Below are 18,637 nucleotides of genomic sequence, written 5' to 3'. Positions count from 1 at the left end.
TCGGCTAAAGGAACAACAAGAGGCAATCCACACCGAGCGGATTGTCGCAGGTTGCTGCAGAGTCGCAAAGGCGATTCAGTGTCAGGCGGATTCAATGCCGGGCGGTCGCAGCGAGACTACTCGTCGCTGGCCGGACGTGGTGCGGGGAGTACACCGCCGCCGTTGGCAGGCTCAGCACCGGGCTGCTGCACGTAGTGGTTGATAACGAATACCGGATCGGCCTGCGCCTGCGATTGGGCCGGCAGGGGTGCATTGGTGAACGAGGGATAGGTGGCTGGCCAGGCGAACGGGCTGGTGCCGTAAGGGCGGCGAATGATCTGCGAGCTGTAGTACACCGGCGGGTGAATGGCATAATAGGGAGGTTGCGGCACGAAGCCGACGCGGGTGCCGAGGTAGCCCCAACCATTGCCATAACCGTAACCGCCCCACCCGTTCCAGGCGGCCACATCGCCACCGTAGGGGAACTGAGCTTGAGCGACGTTGGCACTCGCGGCGGAGAGAACAAGCAGACTGAAGACGAACGTGAGGGTGCGAATCATGGTGCAGCTCGGCTGACGAACAGAAAAAGAAAAGCAAAACGGAACCTGCTTCATTTCACACTAATTACCGGCGTGGCAGGAAACAACTGCCTGATCGTCAAGCCCCCGCGAATCGTCGCCGGGGATTACCCGCTGTTGCATGCCGCGCAGAGTTGTTACGGTGACAGAACGGTGAACGAGCGTCAGGGGCTGGGAGCAAGGTCGGGCATGAGGCACAGGCGATGAGACGCGGAGCAACCATTTCGGCGCGCAAGCCACCGAGCATTCAAGCGGCTCATGGTTCTGCCGCGCGTTGCCGAGGCCTGTTCGTGGCGGGCACCGATACGGGTGTCGGCAAGACCTATGTCGCGGCCAAGATTGCGGCGGCGTTGGCCGAAACGGGTTGGCGAGTCGGTGTGTACAAGCCCGCGGCCAGTGGTTGCCGAAAGTCAGGCAAGAATCTCGTCTCGGATGATGCAGTCGCGCTGTGGGAAGCGGCCGGCCGGCCGGGCAAGTTGTCGGCGGTTTGCCCGCAACGATTCTCGGCACCCTTGGCGCCGCACTTGGCCGCGAAAGAAGAGCGGAAAGAAATCGACGCCGCGCGGTTGCGTCGTGGGCTGCAGTATTGGATCAAGCGGAGCGATGTGGTGGTGGTCGAGGGAGCGGGCGGGTTAATGTCGCCCGTCGGCGAAGAAGATTATGTCGCCGACCTGGCCCGTGATTTTGGTTTTCCGCTGATCGTCGTTGCTGCCAATCGCATCGGTACCATCAACCATACCTTGCAAACCTTGATCGCCGCCCAAGCTTTCGGCAGCGGATTGCCGGTCGCCGGTATCGTGCTCAACGATGTCTTGCCACCAGGTGCGGGCGACCCGAGTGTGCGTTTCAACCGCTGTGAGTTAGAGCTGCGGTGCGTGCCGCCGGTGCTGGCGCAGCTTGGCTACTTGCAGCCGACATTCGATCGCCCCATCGACTGGATGCACCTGGCCCAGCCTGCACGAACGGCAGTTGTGCCTGGTTAGACAAACCGTTTTGACGTAGCCCCGAAGAAGCTGTCCCTCAGAATATGCAGGACCGATGAAGCTCAAAGAGATTCGCGCTTGTGGCGTACTGGTGATGCGAGACGAACCAGAACGCTCGTTTCTGCTAATGAAGCACGCGCATCGTTGGGATTTACCCAAGGGGCACCTGGACGAAGGGGAGACCGACCTCGAATGCGCCTTGCGCGAGTTGAAGGAAGAAACCGGCATCAAGGCGAAAGAGATTGAGTTGGTCGAAGGCTTTCAGTGGATCACGCAGTACGAAGTGAACTCCAAGCGGTTTCGCGAGCGCTGCCACAAGACGGTGGTGATCTATTTGGCCAAATTGCTGAAGCCCGTGAAGATCAAGTTGACCGAGCATCCGGACTTTGAGTGGGTGAAGTGGCAGCCGCCACATCAGATTCAGGCTCAGACCATCGATCAGCTGTTGGCAGCCGTTGAAAAGTTTCTGCAGCAAGAAACAAAATGAGGGGACGGCAAACCTTCCAGGCTTACCGTCCCCTCCCAGCGGGTATCCACCCATATCGTTGAGGCCGCTGTTAGGCGGCGGCTTTGGTTAGTTGGCCACCAAACCATTCAGGTCGGGAGCCATGCGGGCTTCCTGCTGCAGGCTGTTCAGAAAGTTCTGAGCGGCAACATATTCCTGATCCGAGAAGAACTTGTCTTCGCTACGGAGGTAGCTACGGAGCTGATCTTTGATCTGAGTCGTGCTGGCCTTCACTTCGCGATAGAAGGGGCTGTTCACACCGAACTCATTCGCACTGCGGCGAGCAAACAAATCGTCGAGATACAAGCGGTTGTCGTCAAAGATTTGGGCCTGCAGCACTGCTGGCCATGCGACGCGACCGGTATCGACGTTGTATTCACGACGCGACAAGCGGCTCGGTTGGTCTTCTTGATTCCACTGGTCAAGCTTTTCCTTCGAAAGCGGAGCGGGCATGGTTTCGGCACGATAGCTGGCATTCAGCCGCTTAGTTTCGAAGTAGGTCTTCACATAGCGTTGTTTGTTGTCCAACTCCTTGGCGTAGCCGTCCTGATAACGGTTGTAGGCTTCGGCAGTCAAAGCGTTGTAGATACCAGCCCCCTGAAGGAGCCGCGACTGGCCCGTCAGGATGCCTTCGTCGATGGTCGACGAGTGATGATTGGCCAGCATGGGAGCCGAGCCAAGGTACGCGCCTGCGTTGTATCCGCCCGCGTAAGGACCGTAAGTTTGAGCACTCGCAGCCGAAACGGAAACGAGCCCCAACACCGCAGCAATCGCAAAATTCCAAATTCGAGTCATGGCTATAATCCCCGTGTTAAGTTCGCTTTTCGATTCCGTTCGCTGGATTTGACTTTCTCTGGAATTGATCAATTGCAACCACTATGCCAAACACGGCGGTGCACTCGTGCGGAAACGTGCAAACGGCGATTGCCATTCGAGTTACAACATTTACAGACAAATTGCGGTAGAACAGATCGCAGGGTGCTGGCGTCGCAAAGTCGCGAATCGCTCCCATTTTGAGATTGCCGTTCTCGGAAATAGACGCGGACCTGAACGGCGCGCGAGCACGCTGATGTCCGCTGCGTCGTGCCAACCATCAACCCGGGAAAATGTGTGACTTATGGCTGAGGCGGCTGCCGATTTCACTTCGCTGCTGAGTTCGTTTGCTACGCAAGCCGCGCGAATCGAACAGGGAGGAGGCTCCGCGGCTATCGAGCGGCAACATGGCAAAGGACGTGGCACTGCCCGCGAGCGAATTGCTCAGTTGCTAGACCCGGGCTCGCCATGGCTGGAGATAGGCCTCTGGGCCGCTTTCGAGATGTACGCCGACTGGGGAGGTGCACCAGCGGCGGGCGTGGTGTGCGGAGTGGGGCAGGTGAACGGTAGGCGGCACATGGTGATTGCCAATGATGCCACCGTGAAAGCCGGCGCGTTCTTTCCCATGACCGCCAAAAAAGTGCTGCGGGCCCAGAAGGTCGCTTTCCTCAATCGCTTGCCTCTCATCTATCTCGTTGACTCCGCTGGCGTCTTTCTGCCGTTGCAGGAAGATGTCTTTCCCGATGAAGACGACTTTGGCCGCATCTTTCGGAACAACGCCGTGATCTCGGCGGCCGGCATTCCTCAATACGCCGCAATCCTGGGCAATTGCGTCGCTGGCGGCGGCTACCTGCCGGTCCTCTGCGACAAACTGCTGATGACCGAAGGCTCGGGGCTGTATCTCGCCGGCCCAGCGCTCGTAAAGTCAGCGATCGGGCAAGATGTCAGCAGCGAAGATCTCGGCGGGGCGCTGATGCACGCCGCCGTCAGCGGCACCATCGATTATCGCGAGAAGGACGAGCCAACCTGTTTGAACCGTTTGCGAGATCTGGTCGGCTTGCTTCCCGTCGATGCTGCTGTTCCGGCAGCGCCGTTCTCGCGGATCGAAGCCAAGGAACCACGACAGCCGGCGGAATCACTGAACTCCTTCGCGGCGGGCGAACATCGGGGGCAGGCCGACGTGCGCGATCTGCTCGCGGGAATTGTTGATGCCGATAGCTTCGACGAGTACAAAGCCGACTATGGGCAAACGCTCGTTTGCGGCACGGCTCGGATTGGCGGCTTTCCGGTGGGCATCGTCGCTAACCAGTTGCATCGCATCAAAACGGCGCGGGGCGAGTTTCAGTTCGGTGGTGTCGTGTACGTCGATTCGGCGGAAAAGGCTGCCCGGTTCGTGATGAACTGCAATCAGGACTTCATCCCGCTCCTCTTCCTGCAAGATGTGAACGGCTTCATGGTCGGGCGCGATAGCGAGCGGGAAGGAATCATCAAAGCGGGAGCGAAACTGGTTTCCGCGGTGAGCAACAGCCGAGTCCCCAAGCTGACGCTCATCACCGGCGGGTCGTACGGCGCTGGCAACTATGCCTTGTGCGGCAAAGCGTTCGATCCCCGCTTCATCTTTGCCTGGCCCAATGCTCGCTGTGCGGTGATGGGTGCCTCGCAGGCCACGAATACGCTGCTCGATGTGATGGTCGCCAGCCTGAAAAAGCAGGGGCATGCTGCCGATGCCGACGAGTTGGCTCAACTGCGTGCGCAAGTCACCGGCGACTACGAACGACAAACGGATGTGCGGTATGCGGCCGCCAGGCTGTGGGTCGATGCCATTATCGAGCCGGCAGCGACACGCAACGTGCTGATTCAATCGCTGGAAGTTGTGACTCGCTACGCGACGGAAGAACCTTATCGCTTGGGCGTGTTTCAGGTTTGATCTGCGACTATGAACTATCTCGCTCACGGCCGACTCTTTACGCACGACCCGTACTACCTCGCAGGAACTGCTGCGCCCGATTGGCTGAGCGTGATTGATCGGCGGATGAGACTCCGCTCGAAGACGGTTGCCGAGCATATCGAATCGGATGATCCCGTCCGCGCTGCGTTTGCGCGCGGCGTGATGCAGCATCACGCCGACGACGACTGGTTTCACCAGCAGCGGGCCTTTGTCGAACTGAGTCTGCAGTTCACCCTGCAAATTCGCGACCTGCTCGCACCCGACGATGGCTTTCGCCCCAGCTTTGTTGGGCACATTCTGGTCGAACTGCTGCTCGACTCTTGCCTCGACGAAGATGACCCGCAACTGCTGCCTCGCTACTACGCGGCCCTTGAGCAACTCGAACCGGCCATGATCGAGCACCATATCAACAGCTTGGCAACCAAACAGTCCGAACTGCTGTGCAAGTTTCTGCCGCGTTTTCAGACGGAGCGCTTTCTCGCCGACTACAAGGATGATGCAAGGCTGCTCTATCGATTGAACCAAGTCATGCGCAGGGTCACTTTGCCCGCTCTGCCCGAATCGTTCCTCATGCTGCTCCCTTCTGCCCGTAAGCAGGTGCGCGAGCGAATGCCGGAACTGCTGCGCGAATAATAGATCACGCCCGCGGATGATATTGCTGGTGCACTTTCTTCAGCCGAGTCTGGTCGACGTGGGTATAGATCTGCGTTGTGGCAATACTCGCGTGGCCAAGCAGTTCTTGCACCTGGCGCAGGTCAGCGCCGCCGGAAAGCAGATGGGTCGCGAATGAGTGGCGCATGGTGTGGGGACTGGCGGAGGCGGGGCCGCCGATGCGCGCGACGTAGCGTTTGAGAAGTTCCCAGATGGCTTCGCGCCGCAATTGCTTGCCGCGACGAGAGAGCAGAACCCAGCTGGGTGGCGTACGCGCAGCGGCCACAAACAGCGGACGTTCGTGCTCCAGGTAGTCGCGCAGGGTATTGAGGGCCCCATCGCCGAGCGGTACTAACCGTTGCTTGCTACCCTTGCCATGCACCAGGCAGTGCCGATCTTCCAAGTGCAAGTCGCGCATCTGCAGCCCGGAAACTTCCGACACGCGGCAGCCCGTGGCATACAGCAATTCCAGCAGAGCGCGATCGCGTTTGGGATACGGATCGTAAAGCTGGGGCGCTCCAACGAGTTCCTTCACCACCTTGGCCGAGAGGACCTCCGGCACTCGTTGCCATTGCTTTTGGGCAACGAGCAACTCGGCGGGGTTCTCCTTGAGCACGCCTTCGACCTGCAGGAAGCGAAAAAAGACCTTCAAGGCGGCCATGTGCCGGCCGATGCTCGCGGGGGCTAGTTTTTTCTGCTGCAGCCAGGCTAGATAGCTGGTGAGATCGCGAATCGTCAGATTTGGCAGCGCGCGGTCGCCGAGCCATTCCTGTAACCGCTTCAGGTCGCGCGTGTAGGCCGCAATGCTGTTGGCAGCGAGGTGGCACTCGGTCCGCAGATAGTCGAGGCAGAGCGTGACCCAGCGGGCCGTTTGGCCACCTGCCGCGGGCGCTGCTTGGACAACCTTGAGAGTCTTGCGCGGAGGCATGCGGGCACGATCGCGGAAAATTTCGGGGCAACAACGAAGTTCACCCAGAGGTCCGCACGCAGGCAGATCGCAGGGTATCTTTGTCTTCGGCGAGTTGCCGCCGAGAGCTACGACATTCGGCTCCTGGCCAAAGTATTCGTTACAACCGTTAGCCGGCGTGACGCATTCGCACCGCTGCGGAAAAAGTCTCCTTTTCCGTCGACCTCGACAGCGCTACGATACGAACACAGCAGCGACCGTGCGCGGCCAACCGCGCAAGATGAACGACCCTCAACAAAGATGGGCCAAGCATGAAGATTCTGGTTACCGGTGGTGCAGGTTACGTCGGTTCGCATGCCGTGCGGCATTTGCGCAAAGCGGGGCATCAGGTTTGGATCTACGACAACCTGTCCCAGGGCAATCCACCGGCGGTGCTCGATACGCCTCTCTTTCAAGGAAACCTGAGCGACACCACGCGTCTCGTCAACCTGCTGCGCGAGTTGCGCATCGACGCGGTCATGCACTTCGCGGCCTTTGCCCTCGTCGGCGAATCGGTAACGAACCCGAGCATGTACTACGAGAACAATGTGGTCGGCAGCTTGCGCCTGCTGCAGGCGATGCAAGAAGCGGACGTGCGGAAGATTGTCTTCTCGAGCACCACGGCCACGTACGGCGAGCCCGAAAAATCGCCGATCGCCGAAACGACTCCGCAGAAGCCGATCAATCCGTATGGTGTCAGCAAGCTCATGGTCGAGCAGATCCTCGATGACTTCGCCCGCGCCTATGGTTTTGGCTTCGCTGCGTTGCGGTACTTCAATGCCGCCGGTGCATCGGCGGATGGGCTCATTGGCGAAGATCATCGCCCAGAGTCGCACTTGATTCCCATCGTGCTGCAAGTGGCTCTTGGGCAGCGAGAGAAGGTGACGATCTTCGGCAACGACTATCCTACCCCCGATGGCACCTGCATTCGCGACTACATTCACGTCGACGATCTGGCCGAGGCTCACCTGCGAGCGCTCGATCGCTTACAGCCTGGCCAAGGGTTGAAAATGAATCTCGGCAGCGGAGTGGGCTTCAGCGTGCAGCAAGTGATTGAGATGTGCCGCCAGGTAAGCGGTCATCCCATTCCAGCGGTCATTGGTGCTCGTCGGCCGGGCGACCCGCCGGCGCTGGTGGCCGACTCTTCGCTGGCCCAGCGAACCCTTGACTGGAAGTGCCACCATTCCGACCTGAAAACGATTGTCGCCTCGGCCTGGAACTGGCACCGGACCCATCCACAGGGCTTCGCGACGAAGGGCTAAAGGCTCGTTGGCGGCATTCATGCCGCGGGGCTTGCTGGGTACCATAGGGCGATGCAAAAGATCATCGTCGAGAAGCCCTACCGGTTTACGCCGGCCTACCATAGCTGGATGTTCCCCTGGTTCTTTCAATTCATTCGCCTGCCGTACCACTACCTGCGGCGGAAGGAAGGAGTCGTCGAGCACGAGATTCGGGGCGTCGAGTTCCTGCAGCAATCGCTGGCCGCGAAGCATGCGATTCTGCTCACGCCGAACCATCCGCGCACCGCCGACCCCGTGGCCATGGGCTTTTTGTCGAAGGCCGCCCACTGCGAACTGTACGCAATGGCCAGTTGGCATCTCTTTCAGCATGGCTGGTTGAACTCGACCATCATCCGGATGATGGGCGCATTCAGCGTCAATCGCGAAGGCGTCGATCGACAGGCCATCAACACGGCCATCGACTTGCTCAGCGAAGGTAGAAGGCCGCTGGTCATTTTCCCCGAAGGGGCGACGAGTCGCACGGCCGACTACTTACACGCGCTGCTCGATGGCGTTGCCTTCATCGCGCGGGCTGCGGCCAAGAAGCGAGCCAAGCTAACACCGCCGGGCAAGGTCGTCGTACATCCCGTGGCGGTGAAGTATCTGTTTCGTGGCAATCTCGCGAGCGCTGCCGATGAAGTACTGACACGGATCGAAGACCGCCTTTCCTGGCAACCTCAACGTCAACTCGATCTGCTCGCACGCGTCTCCAAAGCGGGACTGGCCCTCTTGAGCTTGAAGGAGATCGAATACTTCGGACAAACACAAACGGGCACCTTGGCCGAACGACTGCAGAAGCTGATCGACCGCCTGCTGCGGCCTCTCGAAGAACATTGGCTGGGCAACGCTCAGGAAGGAACGACCGTCCCGCGCGTGCGCACGCTACGGACCAAGATCCTGCCCGAGATGGTGGCCAACACCATCGACAGCGAAGAGCGGAAACGTCGCTGGCGAGATCTCGCCGACCTCTACCTGGCGCAGCAACTTTCCAGCTATCCGCCCGAGTATCTAACGACGCGGCCCAGTGTCGACCGCGTGCTGGAGACCATCGAAAAACTAGAAGAAGACCTGACCGACTCCGCAAAAGTGCATGGTCACCTGAAGGTGATTCTGCAAGTAGGCCCCGCCATCGAAGTCTCGGCCGAGCGCGATCGCAAGGCCCCCATCGATCCGCTCATGCTCGCCATTCAACAACAACTGCAAGGCATGATGGACAAGCTCGCTCTGGAATCCCCGATCCTCGACGAACAAACCGTGGCGGCCATCTTTCCCAACAACCGCACCAACGGCGAACCGAAGGCGTAGGGTGTGACGAACCTAAACCGCGGGTTCCGACGAACCATCGGCTTTGACCAGCCACGGTTGCCAGACGAGTTGTACCTGACCGATGACGATGTCGGTCTTCTTGGGCGTGATTTGCACTTCGGTCAGTTCGAGCGATTGTTCGGAAAACTGTTCGGCGACCTTGTCGCTTTCGGTTTTGAATTCGGCTTCCATGTCGGCCAGCTTCTGAGCAAGCGCTTCGACCGATTCGCTGGCCTGGCCAATGTCTTGACGAGCAGAAGCGATCTTGCCAGCGGCCCGCATGCCGGTGGCAGCGCGAGACATATTCGCGGCGCTGGCCAGCTTGCGGCCAAAGATTGCCCCGAGGATTGAAGAGCCAATCGAAATCGCCGCGTTCATGGTCTGCTGCGAGGCCTGCGACTTTTCTCTCTCCACGCGTTGCTCGGCTTTGCGAATCTGCTCCTGAATAGTGGCGGCCTTGGGACCATACTTGGTGCGCAACTTCTCGACGAGCAAGTCTCGCTGCTCGCGGGCACCTTGCGACAACCGCACGCGAAAGTCCGCTTCACTCTCGCCCGGTTGCGAGCACTCCTTCAGCGCCGCGCACTTCCAGATGCTGAGTTTGCGATTGCGATAGATGAAGTCTTTGAGCGAAGTGGCCAGCGTGGTGTATTGCTTGGGCCGGGCAAGTTCCGCCGGCAGCGGATGATACTGCGCTTTGTCCTCGGGCGTGCTTTCCAACTCCAGCGTTTCGTCTTCCAGCGGTTCCACTTCGGCCCAAGGATCCGCTGGCAGCGCTTCATCGAGTGGAACAACCCAAGTCAGGCTTTGCGAATGATCGATGCCAGACGCCGCTTGCACAAAGTGAACTTTCGCCGAACCGCAAAGGTGTGGACGATACGTGAGACCGACATTGGGTCCGCGACTGAGCCGGCGTGGCTGAAACCGCTCGGTAATCTCCGGCGGCAACACGGGTCGTTGCTCGCTAGCGTTCCCCAACAGCGACGAGGGTTTGGTCGCACTGCCATTGGCAGCCGCAGCCGCTTTCTTCTCCGCCATCAGCTGAGACGTTTGCTCGCGGGTGAGTGGTCCGCGCAGATAAGACAGTGCCCAGCGAGATTGAAACACCACCGGCGCGTCGTCATGCACGTTGTTCATCAAGAACACGCGGCTACCGAGTCCCGAGAGAATCTTTTCCATCTCCCCGCGATCGAACGATTGCCCCGCGGTGGCCGAAGCACCTTCCAGGCCATCGAGCACGCGCAGCTTGTCGCGCTCGGTTTGCAAGCGGCCGAGAAACCAGGTACCGCAGTTGGATAGGCCTTTGTAGTCGAGATCGACCGGGTTTTGCGTGGCGAGAACCACGCCCAGGCCGAAGGCACGAGCCTGCTTCAGCAGCGTGAGCATCGGCGTCTTCGACGGTGGATTGGCGCTCGGTGGAAAGTAGCCAAAGACTTCGTCCATGTAGAGCAACGCTCGCAGGCTCGAAGTGCCCGATTGGTTGCGCATCCACGCAATCGTTTCGCTGAGCAAGATGGTGACAAAGAACATCCGCTCGGCATCCGAGAGATGCGAGATCGACAAGATCGACAGCCGGGGCTTCCCTTCGGGCGTGTAGAGCAACCGTTGCACGTCGAGCGGTTCGCCGGTCATCCAAGCGCTGAAGCCCGGCGAGGCCAGCAAGTTGTTCAACTGCATCGAAAGGGCAAAGCGCTCTTTGGCGGGAAAGAAGCTTTCCAGGTCCATTACGCCGATCTTGTCGAACGGCGGCTGTTGCAGGTAACGGATGAGCGTGGGCATATCGACGCTTTGGCCGTCGCGCCACGCGCGGTCCAAAATGTTGGCCAGCAAGATGTGCTCGCGACTGCGGAGCGGATCACCATCGAGGCCCATCAAGCCCAGCAAACTGGCCGCCGCTGCTGAGATCGCATCGCGAAAGGCTTCGGCATTCTGCACCGTCGAAGCCGGCGGAGCATCCAATGAACGTAGCACCGTCAGCGGAATCCCCGCGCTGCTGCCGGGAGTATAAACGGCGATATCGACTGCATCGCGAAACTTAGCAATCCGCTCGGGCGTTTGTCCCCAGTCGGCGAGGCCGGCCTTCCATTGCTCGGCGGTCTTCGCGGCCAGTTCTTCCGGCTTTTGTCCCTTGCGCAGCGCTTCAGCGGGATCGATCCACGGGGCGAAGTCGCTCGCCTTCAAATCGGGAAACGTGAGCAGCAAGTTGCCCAGGTCTCCCTTGGGATCGATGACGATCGCGGGAATACCGTCGATGGCTGCCTCTTCCAGCAGCGAGATGGCGAGGCCTGTTTTGCCACTCCCCGTCATACCGACAATCACCCCGTGGGTGGTCAGGTCTTTCGAATCGTACAGCAGCAGTTCGTCGGTCGGCTTCTTCTGCTGCAGGTCGTATTGCTTGCCGAGATAGAAGACGCCCAAACGCTCAAAGTCTTGCATGGCTGCGAACCACTTCACTTTCACAGATTGTTCGACAAGTATTTGTACAACTCGTAGGCTGGCAACCAGCGGTACTCCGCGCTGTTCCGGCAGCGCCGAGTAACGCTAGTGCAAAAGCCAATAAACCACCGCCGCAGGGGCGGGGGCGTGGAAAAACGCAGTGACAAGCAGGATGCCTATCCCACGGGGTTACTTCAATTCTTTGATGCGCAGGCGGCGGTATTCCATTTGGCCGCGATCAGCTTCCAGGCCGATGGGGCCGGTGGCTGGCAGCATCGCGTCGAACTTCAGCGGTTCGCCGTTGCAGGTGGAAGTCGCGGTCCCATCCTTCACCGTCACTTCGATCTCATTCCAGTCTTGAGGCTTGTAAAGCTTCAATTCCTTATAAGGACCGGCCAGGAGATAGTCGCGGCATTGCAACTGAGGCTTACGCAGGAAGATGCCACTGTCGGCGTTCACACCTGCGCGAAACTCCAATTTGAGTTGAAAGTCCTTCGGGAACTCACGGCTGGTCCACATCTGGGCCAGACCCTTGCCGGAGTTCACGACAATCTTGCCATCGCGGGCCGTGTAGCGACCATCGCTGGCGCTCGTTTGACCATCGAAGGGCGAGCCGTCTTTGTAACGCCAGCCCGTCAGGTCCTTCTCGTTGAACAGCGGTTCAAAGCCTGGTTCGAGCGTGAACGCGCGGTCCGATTGAAATGGCGAAGCTGGCAGGCCAGCCTTGTTCCACAAATTGACGTCCGGAACATTCGTCCAGCCATAGCGAACCACCTGCGGATGACTGACGGCATCGCTCGAGACGACAACGGTGTCCCCTTCGATAACAGCCTTGGCATCCACAAACTTGTTGTCTTCACCGGCGATCGTGAAGCCCTTGAGTTCGCCGTCTTTCGCGACCAGACCACCACCCACGTGTTTGAAGGTCAGAGTCGCTTTGTTCCCCTTCACACTGATCGCGTCATACGCCGGACCGGAGTACTCGACCTTCTCACCATAAGCGAGGGCCCGCGCGGCGAGCGCCAGGCGAGTACCAACGGGCTGCTTTTGCCGCGGGTGAATATCGGCTGCATCGCCCACGTCGGTCGTCACGGCCATCGCGGTGTTCTGAGTCGTTTGCACCGTCACGCGTTGAGCTTCGCGCACTTCGGGCGACATGCCGTTGTGCGGTGTGATCTGCACAAAGAGGAAAGGAAAGTCGCCTTGCCCCCAAGCCTTGCGCCAGGCACCGATCATGGCAGGGAATAGGGTTTGATATTCCTTGCCACGGCCTGAGTTCGATTCACCCTGATACCAAATGGCCCCGCGCATGGCATACGGTTGCAGCGGAGCGATCGAGCCGTTGTAGAGACCAGTCGGGCGATTGTTGTTGAGCGTCGGATCGACGGGCGCAGCAGGCTTGCGCGGAATGGGCTTGCCGTCGGCCTTCGCTTTGGCAGCAGCTACTTCCCACTTGGCCAGTTGGGCCGCTTCGGTCTTCTTGTAGTTTTCCAGAGCCTTGGGATGGTCCGCAATCTTCTGCGCTTGCACGGCAAACAGTGGGCTGAGGGTCGGGTTGGCTTCAAGCTCGGCCTTGGGTGTCCACGCTTCGGCAACGGTGCCACCAACGGCCGACTTGATCAAACCGACCGGCACACCGAGGCTCTTGCGCAGTTCCTTGCCAAAGAAGTAAGCCACGCCCGAAAAATTCTCGGCGCTCTTGGGTGCATCAACGGCCCACGTGCCGCCGATCGTTGTCTGGGGTTCGTCGACGGCGCGAGCACTCGCGTTGAACAAACGCAGTTGATCGTCACCGGCTTCCTTGATGGCTTCCGGACCATTGACCGAGTTCTTCAGGGCAAAGCCCATGTTCGACTGACCACTGCAGACCCAAACTTCGCCGACGAGGATGTTCTCCCGCTTCAGGCTTTCGGAGCCCGGTTCCGTTTTGACGGTGAGCGTGGCTCCCTTGGCCGAAGTCGTGAGCGGATCGAGCTTCACGGCCCAGGCGCCGTACTTGTCGGCTGTGGCCGCTTTCTCTTGCCCGGCAAACTGCACAACGACCTTGGCATTCGGCTCTGCCCAGCCCCAGACAGGAACCGGCATCTCGCGCTGCAACACCGCGTTGTCGGTGAACAGGCTGGCCAGCGTCAGTTTGTCGGCAGCAGTGAGCAACTGGCCGCTGACGAGCAGCAGCCCTAATGCGCAGAGGAAGCGTAGGTTTTTCATAAGAGCCATCCGAGAGAGGAAGGAAATTTGTCGACCGGGTATATCGCCAATGAGCGTAGCGGGCTGAAGTGCCAATTGCCAGAGCTTGGGGGCTTGGCTTCACTTTCGCCTGTCTGCCGTGGCGCACGGTGGAATCGCCACGCTCCGCCTTGGCGATCCCTCAGTCGTGGCGATAACCGGCTGAACAGCCCCCTTCAAAGCTCCTGATAACCAGTTTTTGATAACTTTTTGAGCGATTTTTTCGCGATAACCAAAATCCATAACCCATTTCCTGTCATTCTGTTGCGAACAAAAAACCGAACGCATCAACGCTTACCTGATAACCATTTGATAACCACCTTGCACCCTGTTCAAACCGTTGCCTGAACAGGCCCTGAACAGGGGTGCTCAACATCCTGCCACCAGTCAGCTACCCCTGAGCAGTCTCGATCCCAACTCGCTCCAAAAATATTAAAACATGATTGACATTAAGTCAAGACATTTTAATAATACCGCCATGGCCATCTTCGCCAAGCCGATCCTTCCCGCGCCTAATTCATCTCGCTCCGCCAAGCCGATCCTTCCCGCACCGTAGTCATCTCGCTCCGTCGAGATGAACCTTTCCAACACCGCGAAAATGGCCCCTATTACCACAACCTTTCGATCAAGCCTTTTGAACCAATCTGGCTCAGTACAGCTGCTGTCATCTCGGCGGAGCAAGATGACTATGGTTGGTGCTTTGAACCAAACGGGTAGAAAACGTCACTCAACGCTTGTGAATGTATGGCCGCAGCTTTCTAATCAGGATCGTTCTGAGCGGCAGTCCCTTTTCTTGCGGAGCCGATACGATGTTTCGAGCATGGCTTTCTTTGGCGCTAGTGGCGTGTTTCAGTTTGGCGGCATGGGCTCAGGAGCAAACTCCCCTGGCCAAAGTGCAGGCCGATCCGAACGATCTCACCGCCTGGAATGAATACTGGGCCGAGAACTTTAAGATCATCATTGCCCAGGATGATCCGGCGATTGCTATCAAGCTGATCGACGAAGTTGAGGCGACCCTGGCGAAGCATGCTCCCACGAGCGATGCCACCAAAGCCTCGACCGCACGCATGCAGGCCTCGCTCAAGGCTCTGCGGGGGAACAAACAACTCGAACAGATGCCCTTCGAAGAAATCGAAAAGCAGCTGACCGATAACCCGGACGACGCCAAAGCCCTGGCGAACTACACCCGCAAGATTCAAATGGAAGTAGGCAAGCAGGCACGCACCGAGCCAGACAAGGCCGACGAAAAACTCACCGTGCTGAAGGCCAGCCTGGCCAAGATCAAGGAGGCTGCCAAAGAAGACAAGACCAAGGCCGCCATCGACCTGGCCGTGAAGAACCTAGCCAGCATCGAGCGGGCGATTGCCGGCACTCGCAAGCTGGAAGCGCTCGTGGGCAAAGATGCCGCGCCGCTGAATGTGCAAGGTTGGGTAAACGGCAAGCCGCTGACCGACGCCGATCTGAAGGGGAAGGTCGTGTTGCTCGACTTCTGGGCCGTGTGGTGCGGTCCCTGCATCGCCACGTTCCCGCACCTGCGCGAATGGCAAGAGAAGTATGGCGACAAGGGGCTCGTCATGATCGGCATGACGCGATACTACAACTTCAAGTGGGACGAAGAAGCCAAGAAGGCCAGCCGCTCGAAGGACGATGTCTCGCCCGAAGACGAAAACGAAATGCTCGTTAAGTTTGCCGAGATGCACAGCTTGAAGCATCGGTTTGCGATTCAAGAAAATCAGGAGATGTCTGACTTCTACGCCGTCAGCGGCATTCCGCACGTCGTGGTCATCGACCAGCAAGGCAAGGTCCGCATGATCAAAGTCGGCAGCGGTGAAGCGAACGCCAAAGCGATCGACGGCCTGCTGAAAGAACTGCTGGAAGAGAAGAAAACCAGCACGAAGGAATAGCGTCCTTGCTGCCGAACAGCATGCAGCCGCGCGAAGGAGCTCGCGCGGCTCAGTTACCTGTCAGTCTGGATTGATCTTGGGCGGTGATTGAAGGATTCATGTCTGCAGCCACGCCGCGCACTTCCAAGCTGGAAGATTTTCTCGAACGACTCGATTCGGGCGATCCGCTCGTAAGCAGCCAGGCAGCCCGCGAAGTAGCCGCGTTGGGCGATTCTTGCCTGCCCCTGACAAAAACCTTGGCTCGACGGCTAAATCACCCCACGGGCGATACCGCGGAGTTGCTCTTCGCCGTTTTGAAGAAACTCGGCCCAGCCGCCATTCCGCCGCTCCAGGAAATGCTGCCCACTTCGTTCGGCAAGCAGCGCCTCTACCTGCAACGGCTGATTTCGCCCGCTTCCTAGGCCAGTCTGCCTAGGCCAGTCTGCCTAGGCCAGTCTGCCTAGGCCAGTCTGCCAGCACCTGATCCCGCCCTGCTCCATTCCGCACCAAAGCCCTATAATCAGTAGTTCTTTGGTCTAGTCATCGGCAACCGGTACGAGCGCGCGGAACACATGAGCAGGCAATACATCTATCAGATCGAACGACTGACGAAAAAGCATGGTCCGCGCGAGGTGCTGAAAGAGATCTGGCTCTCGTTCTATCCCGGTGCCAAGATCGGTGTGCTCGGCCGCAACGGTTCGGGCAAAAGTACGCTCATGCGGATCATGGCCGGCCAAGACAAAGACTTCGACGGCGAGGCTCGACTCACCGACGGCTTTACCGTCGGCTATCTCTCGCAAGAGCCTCAGCTGAACCACCCCACGGTCTGGGAGAACCTGCAAGAAGCCATCAAGCCGCGGCAAAAGGTGCTCGACCGCTACAACGAGATCAGCGGTTTGCTCGCGGAGCCGATGGACGACGACAAGATGCAAAAGCTGTGCGACGAAATGGCTCGCCTGCAGGACCAGATCGAAGCGACCGGCGCTTGGGAGATTGACCGCGAAGTCGAAATCGCCATGGACGCGATCAACGTCGCCGAACGAGACGCCGAAGTAGCGAAGCTCTCCGGCGGCGAACGCCGGCGCGTGGCCATGTGCCAACTGATGCTGCAACGACCCGACCTGCTGCTGCTCGACGAACCGACGAACCATCTCGACGCCGAAGGTGTCAATTGGCTGGAACGCCATCTGAAAGATTACAAGGGCACCGTCGTCGCCGTGACCCACGATCGCTACTTTCTCGACAACGTCGCCGAGTGGATTCTGGAACTCGACCGTGGCCACGGCTATCCCTTTGAAGGGAACTACTCCGCTTGGCTGATCGGCAAAGCGGCCCGTCTGCAGATCGAAGAGAAGCAAGGCCAAAACCGCGATAAGGCGCTGGCGAAGGAACTCGAATGGGTTCGCATGTCTCCCAAGGCGCGACAAGCGAAGAGCAAGGCCCGCATCAAGGCCTATGAGGAGATGTCGCAACAGAAAATGGACGACAAGATTGAGGATTACGAAATCCAAATTCCGCCGGGCAAGAAACTGGGCGATCTGGTCGTCGAAGCCAAGAATGTGTCAAAGAGCTTTGGAGAGAACGCGCTCATCGAGAACCTCGACTTCCGACTTCCTGCGGGCGGCATCGTGGGCATCATCGGCCCCAACGGTGCCGGCAAGACGACGCTGTTCCGCATGATCATGGGAACCGAGCAGCCGGATAGTGGCGAGCTACGCGTCGGTTCCACCGTCGATCTGGGCTATGTCGATCAAAGCCGAGACTCACTGGACGACAATAAGACCGTCTATCAAGAAATTTCCGGCGGCGTCGATACGTTCGAAATGGGCAGCCGGAAAGTGAATGTCCGCAGCTACGTCACGAAGTTCAATTTCAAAGGCCCCGACCAAGAGAAAAAGGTCGGCATCCTCTCGGGTGGTGAACGCAACCGCGTCCATCTCGCCAAGCTGTTGCGCCGTGGTTCCAACGTGCTGCTGCTCGACGAACCGACCAACGACCTCGACATCGATACGCTCCGAGCGCTCGAAGAAGCCATCTTGAACTACGTGGGCTGCGTCGTGGTCATCACCCACGATCGCTGGTTCCTCGATCGCATTGCGACGCACATCCTAGCCTTCGAAGGCGAGGGCTACGTCCATTGGTGCGAAGGCAACTTCGCCACCTACGAAGAGCAACGCAAAGCACGCCTCGGCATCGCTGCCGACGAACCGCACCGGTTCAAGTACAAGAAGTTGGTGCGGTAGCTACACCCCATTTTAGGATTCGGAGGATATGCAGGCTGGGCACTGGACTCTCGAAATCCCTTGAGCTATTGACTAAAATAAACCTCAACTAGCCCCCGCTGTAGACTGAGGACCCCGATCCATGAGCGCAACGAGTTCTGGTAATCCCAACTTGCCAATTGCTGGCTCTATCGCCGTCGGTCCAACGGCACGGATGGATTCAGTACAGCAACTCGCATTGCCGCCGATCGACTCACCTGCAATGAAGTTTGCCATTCAAGCCTGCGGAGAGGTATTTCCAGGGGCCAAGTTCGATGTTGAGGTTATGAACGATCCCGACGAGCTGGATTACTCCTTCTACTGCATCACGGTTGAATGGCCAGGGGAAGTTAAGGATTGTGTTGATCGCACCAAGCGCTGGTACAACCTCTTTGACTCCGCGCACCGAGAGCTGCTTCCTCAATTTGTGATCTCGGTGGTTCCGGTATGAGTCCGGATGCGTTCATTGACTACGCCGCGCAATTAGCTGTACATCCAACGGCAATACCACCGCAGGTCCGATCAATAACGAGTCGTGCCTATTTTGGTGCCTACCATTTGGCCGCTCGCTTCATCGCCCAATTGACGGGCGCAAAACGCAGCAAGCACGATGCGCACGTCTGGCTTATGTCGAGCCAGTCTGCTGATGCCTACGAGGCAGGAAGACTCCTTGCGACGCTCAACGCGAACCGCATTCGAGCTGATTACCGACTGGACGACAGGGTCGCGGAACTCCTCGACTACGCCAGAGTGAATGTTGAATATGCCCGCGACGTTCAACGTCTTTTACAGAACTGTGCAAGTGCAGCGAAGGAAGAGATCCTCGCACGACGCCGTTCCTAA

The 18,637-nt window shown here is 58.7% G+C and carries 16 protein-coding genes; 11 read left to right on the top strand and 5 right to left on the bottom strand.

The window, feature by feature from the left end:
- Positions 1-116: 116 nt before the first annotated feature.
- On the bottom strand, positions 117-539 hold the full coding sequence (locus tag NA78x_RS00525; RefSeq protein WP_425616459.1) for a hypothetical protein: 423 nt from the start codon (positions 537-539) through the stop codon (positions 117-119).
- A gap of 221 nt (positions 540-760) precedes the next feature.
- Here NA78x_RS00525 and bioD point away from each other — a divergent pair, with 221 nt between their 5' ends.
- Positions 761-1,540: a dethiobiotin synthase gene (gene bioD / locus NA78x_RS00520; RefSeq protein WP_425616458.1), complete on the top strand. Its 780-nt coding sequence runs from the start codon at positions 761-763 to the stop codon at positions 1,538-1,540.
- A 55-nt stretch (positions 1,541-1,595) separates the two neighbouring features.
- Positions 1,596-2,027 carry a bis(5'-nucleosyl)-tetraphosphatase gene (locus NA78x_RS00515; RefSeq protein WP_425616457.1) on the top strand — a complete coding sequence of 144 codons (432 nt, stop codon included), beginning with the start codon at positions 1,596-1,598 and terminating at the stop codon, positions 2,025-2,027.
- Positions 2,028-2,114: 87 nt separating this feature from the next.
- On the opposite strand, the gene NA78x_RS00510 is transcribed toward NA78x_RS00515, so the two are convergent.
- Positions 2,115-2,840 (bottom strand): hypothetical protein, encoded by a 726-nt coding sequence (locus NA78x_RS00510; RefSeq protein WP_425616456.1) that lies wholly within the window; start codon positions 2,838-2,840, stop codon positions 2,115-2,117.
- 322 nt (positions 2,841-3,162) lie between these two features.
- On the opposite strand from NA78x_RS00510, the gene NA78x_RS00505 reads away from it, so the two are divergent.
- Together NA78x_RS00505 and NA78x_RS00500 are read left to right on the top strand one after the other, a co-directional pair.
- A complete protein-coding gene (locus tag NA78x_RS00505; protein ID WP_425616455.1) occupies positions 3,163-4,785 on the top strand; it encodes an acyl-CoA carboxylase subunit beta in 1,623 nt (540 codons plus the stop codon).
- Between the two features lie 9 nt (positions 4,786-4,794).
- A complete protein-coding gene (locus NA78x_RS00500; RefSeq protein WP_425616454.1) occupies positions 4,795-5,439 on the top strand; it encodes a hypothetical protein in 645 nt (214 codons plus the stop codon).
- Positions 5,440-5,443: 4 nt separating this feature from the next.
- On the opposite strand, the gene xerD is transcribed toward NA78x_RS00500, so the two are convergent.
- The gene (gene xerD, locus NA78x_RS00495; protein ID WP_425616453.1) at positions 5,444-6,385 is read right to left on the bottom strand and encodes a site-specific tyrosine recombinase XerD; all 942 of its coding nucleotides are present in this window, start codon (positions 6,383-6,385) and stop codon (positions 5,444-5,446) included.
- 290 nt (positions 6,386-6,675) lie between these two features.
- Here xerD and galE point away from each other — a divergent pair, with 290 nt between their 5' ends.
- Both galE and NA78x_RS00485 read left to right on the top strand, forming a co-directional pair.
- Positions 6,676-7,665, top strand: coding sequence for a UDP-glucose 4-epimerase GalE (galE, locus tag NA78x_RS00490; protein WP_425616452.1), 990 nt, complete (start codon positions 6,676-6,678; stop codon positions 7,663-7,665).
- A gap of 51 nt (positions 7,666-7,716) precedes the next feature.
- Positions 7,717-8,988 (top strand): 1-acyl-sn-glycerol-3-phosphate acyltransferase, encoded by a 1,272-nt coding sequence (locus tag NA78x_RS00485; RefSeq protein ID WP_425616451.1) that lies wholly within the window; start codon positions 7,717-7,719, stop codon positions 8,986-8,988.
- A 12-nt stretch (positions 8,989-9,000) separates the two neighbouring features.
- Here the strand turns inward: NA78x_RS00485 and NA78x_RS00480 are convergent, their stop codons facing one another.
- Together NA78x_RS00480 and NA78x_RS00475 are read right to left on the bottom strand one after the other, a co-directional pair.
- On the bottom strand, positions 9,001-11,442 hold the full coding sequence (locus NA78x_RS00480; protein ID WP_425616450.1) for a helicase HerA domain-containing protein: 2,442 nt from the start codon (positions 11,440-11,442) through the stop codon (positions 9,001-9,003).
- Positions 11,443-11,613: 171 nt separating this feature from the next.
- Complete coding sequence (locus tag NA78x_RS00475; RefSeq protein ID WP_425616449.1) at positions 11,614-13,632, bottom strand: family 16 glycoside hydrolase; 2,019 nt, start codon at positions 13,630-13,632, stop codon at positions 11,614-11,616.
- A gap of 827 nt (positions 13,633-14,459) precedes the next feature.
- Between NA78x_RS00475 and NA78x_RS00470 the strand changes: the two genes are divergently transcribed.
- The 5 genes from NA78x_RS00470 to NA78x_RS00450 all read left to right on the top strand — a co-directional run bounded on the left by NA78x_RS00470 (position 14,460) and on the right by NA78x_RS00450 (position 18,637).
- On the top strand, positions 14,460-15,554 hold the full coding sequence (locus tag NA78x_RS00470; RefSeq protein ID WP_425616448.1) for a redoxin family protein: 1,095 nt from the start codon (positions 14,460-14,462) through the stop codon (positions 15,552-15,554).
- Between the two features lie 98 nt (positions 15,555-15,652).
- Positions 15,653-15,955, top strand: coding sequence for a hypothetical protein (locus NA78x_RS00465; protein ID WP_425616447.1), 303 nt, complete (start codon positions 15,653-15,655; stop codon positions 15,953-15,955).
- 150 nt (positions 15,956-16,105) lie between these two features.
- Positions 16,106-17,776, top strand: a complete 1,671-nt coding sequence (gene ettA, locus NA78x_RS00460; RefSeq protein ID WP_425616446.1) for an energy-dependent translational throttle protein EttA — start codon at positions 16,106-16,108, stop codon at positions 17,774-17,776.
- A 121-nt stretch (positions 17,777-17,897) separates the two neighbouring features.
- On the top strand, positions 17,898-18,245 hold the full coding sequence (locus NA78x_RS00455) for a hypothetical protein (RefSeq protein WP_425616445.1): 348 nt from the start codon (positions 17,898-17,900) through the stop codon (positions 18,243-18,245).
- A complete protein-coding gene (locus tag NA78x_RS00450; protein WP_425616444.1) occupies positions 18,242-18,637 on the top strand; it encodes a hypothetical protein in 396 nt (131 codons plus the stop codon). The genes NA78x_RS00455 and NA78x_RS00450 overlap by 4 nt, the downstream gene beginning before the upstream one ends.

The organism is Anatilimnocola aquadivae (genome assembly GCF_049819085.1).
In the GTDB taxonomy this organism is placed as follows: Bacteria; Planctomycetota; Planctomycetia; order Pirellulales; family Pirellulaceae; genus Anatilimnocola.
This window is presented reverse-complemented; position numbering and strand designations above follow the sequence as displayed.

Bases quoted from the DNA above. Each gene is read 5' to 3' on its own strand.
- NA78x_RS00525 (WP_425616459.1), bottom strand. From the start codon at position 539: ATGATTCGCACCCTCACGTTCGTCTTCAGTCTGCTTGTTCTCTCCGCC.
- bioD (WP_425616458.1), top strand. From the start codon at position 761: ATGAGACGCGGAGCAACCATTTCGGCGCGCAAGCCACCGAGCATTCAA.
- NA78x_RS00515 (WP_425616457.1), top strand. From the start codon at position 1,596: ATGAAGCTCAAAGAGATTCGCGCTTGTGGCGTACTGGTGATGCGAGAC.
- NA78x_RS00510 (WP_425616456.1), bottom strand. From the start codon at position 2,840: ATGACTCGAATTTGGAATTTTGCGATTGCTGCGGTGTTGGGGCTCGTT.
- NA78x_RS00505 (WP_425616455.1), top strand. From the start codon at position 3,163: ATGGCTGAGGCGGCTGCCGATTTCACTTCGCTGCTGAGTTCGTTTGCT.
- NA78x_RS00500 (WP_425616454.1), top strand. From the start codon at position 4,795: ATGAACTATCTCGCTCACGGCCGACTCTTTACGCACGACCCGTACTAC.
- xerD (WP_425616453.1), bottom strand. From the start codon at position 6,385: ATGCCTCCGCGCAAGACTCTCAAGGTTGTCCAAGCAGCGCCCGCGGCA.
- galE (WP_425616452.1), top strand. From the start codon at position 6,676: ATGAAGATTCTGGTTACCGGTGGTGCAGGTTACGTCGGTTCGCATGCC.
- NA78x_RS00485 (WP_425616451.1), top strand. From the start codon at position 7,717: ATGCAAAAGATCATCGTCGAGAAGCCCTACCGGTTTACGCCGGCCTAC.
- NA78x_RS00475 (WP_425616449.1), bottom strand. From the start codon at position 13,632: ATGAAAAACCTACGCTTCCTCTGCGCATTAGGGCTGCTGCTCGTCAGC.
- NA78x_RS00470 (WP_425616448.1), top strand. From the start codon at position 14,460: ATGTTTCGAGCATGGCTTTCTTTGGCGCTAGTGGCGTGTTTCAGTTTG.
- NA78x_RS00465 (WP_425616447.1), top strand. From the start codon at position 15,653: ATGTCTGCAGCCACGCCGCGCACTTCCAAGCTGGAAGATTTTCTCGAA.
- ettA (WP_425616446.1), top strand. From the start codon at position 16,106: ATGAGCAGGCAATACATCTATCAGATCGAACGACTGACGAAAAAGCAT.
- NA78x_RS00455 (WP_425616445.1), top strand. From the start codon at position 17,898: ATGAGCGCAACGAGTTCTGGTAATCCCAACTTGCCAATTGCTGGCTCT.
- NA78x_RS00450 (WP_425616444.1), top strand. From the start codon at position 18,242: ATGAGTCCGGATGCGTTCATTGACTACGCCGCGCAATTAGCTGTACAT.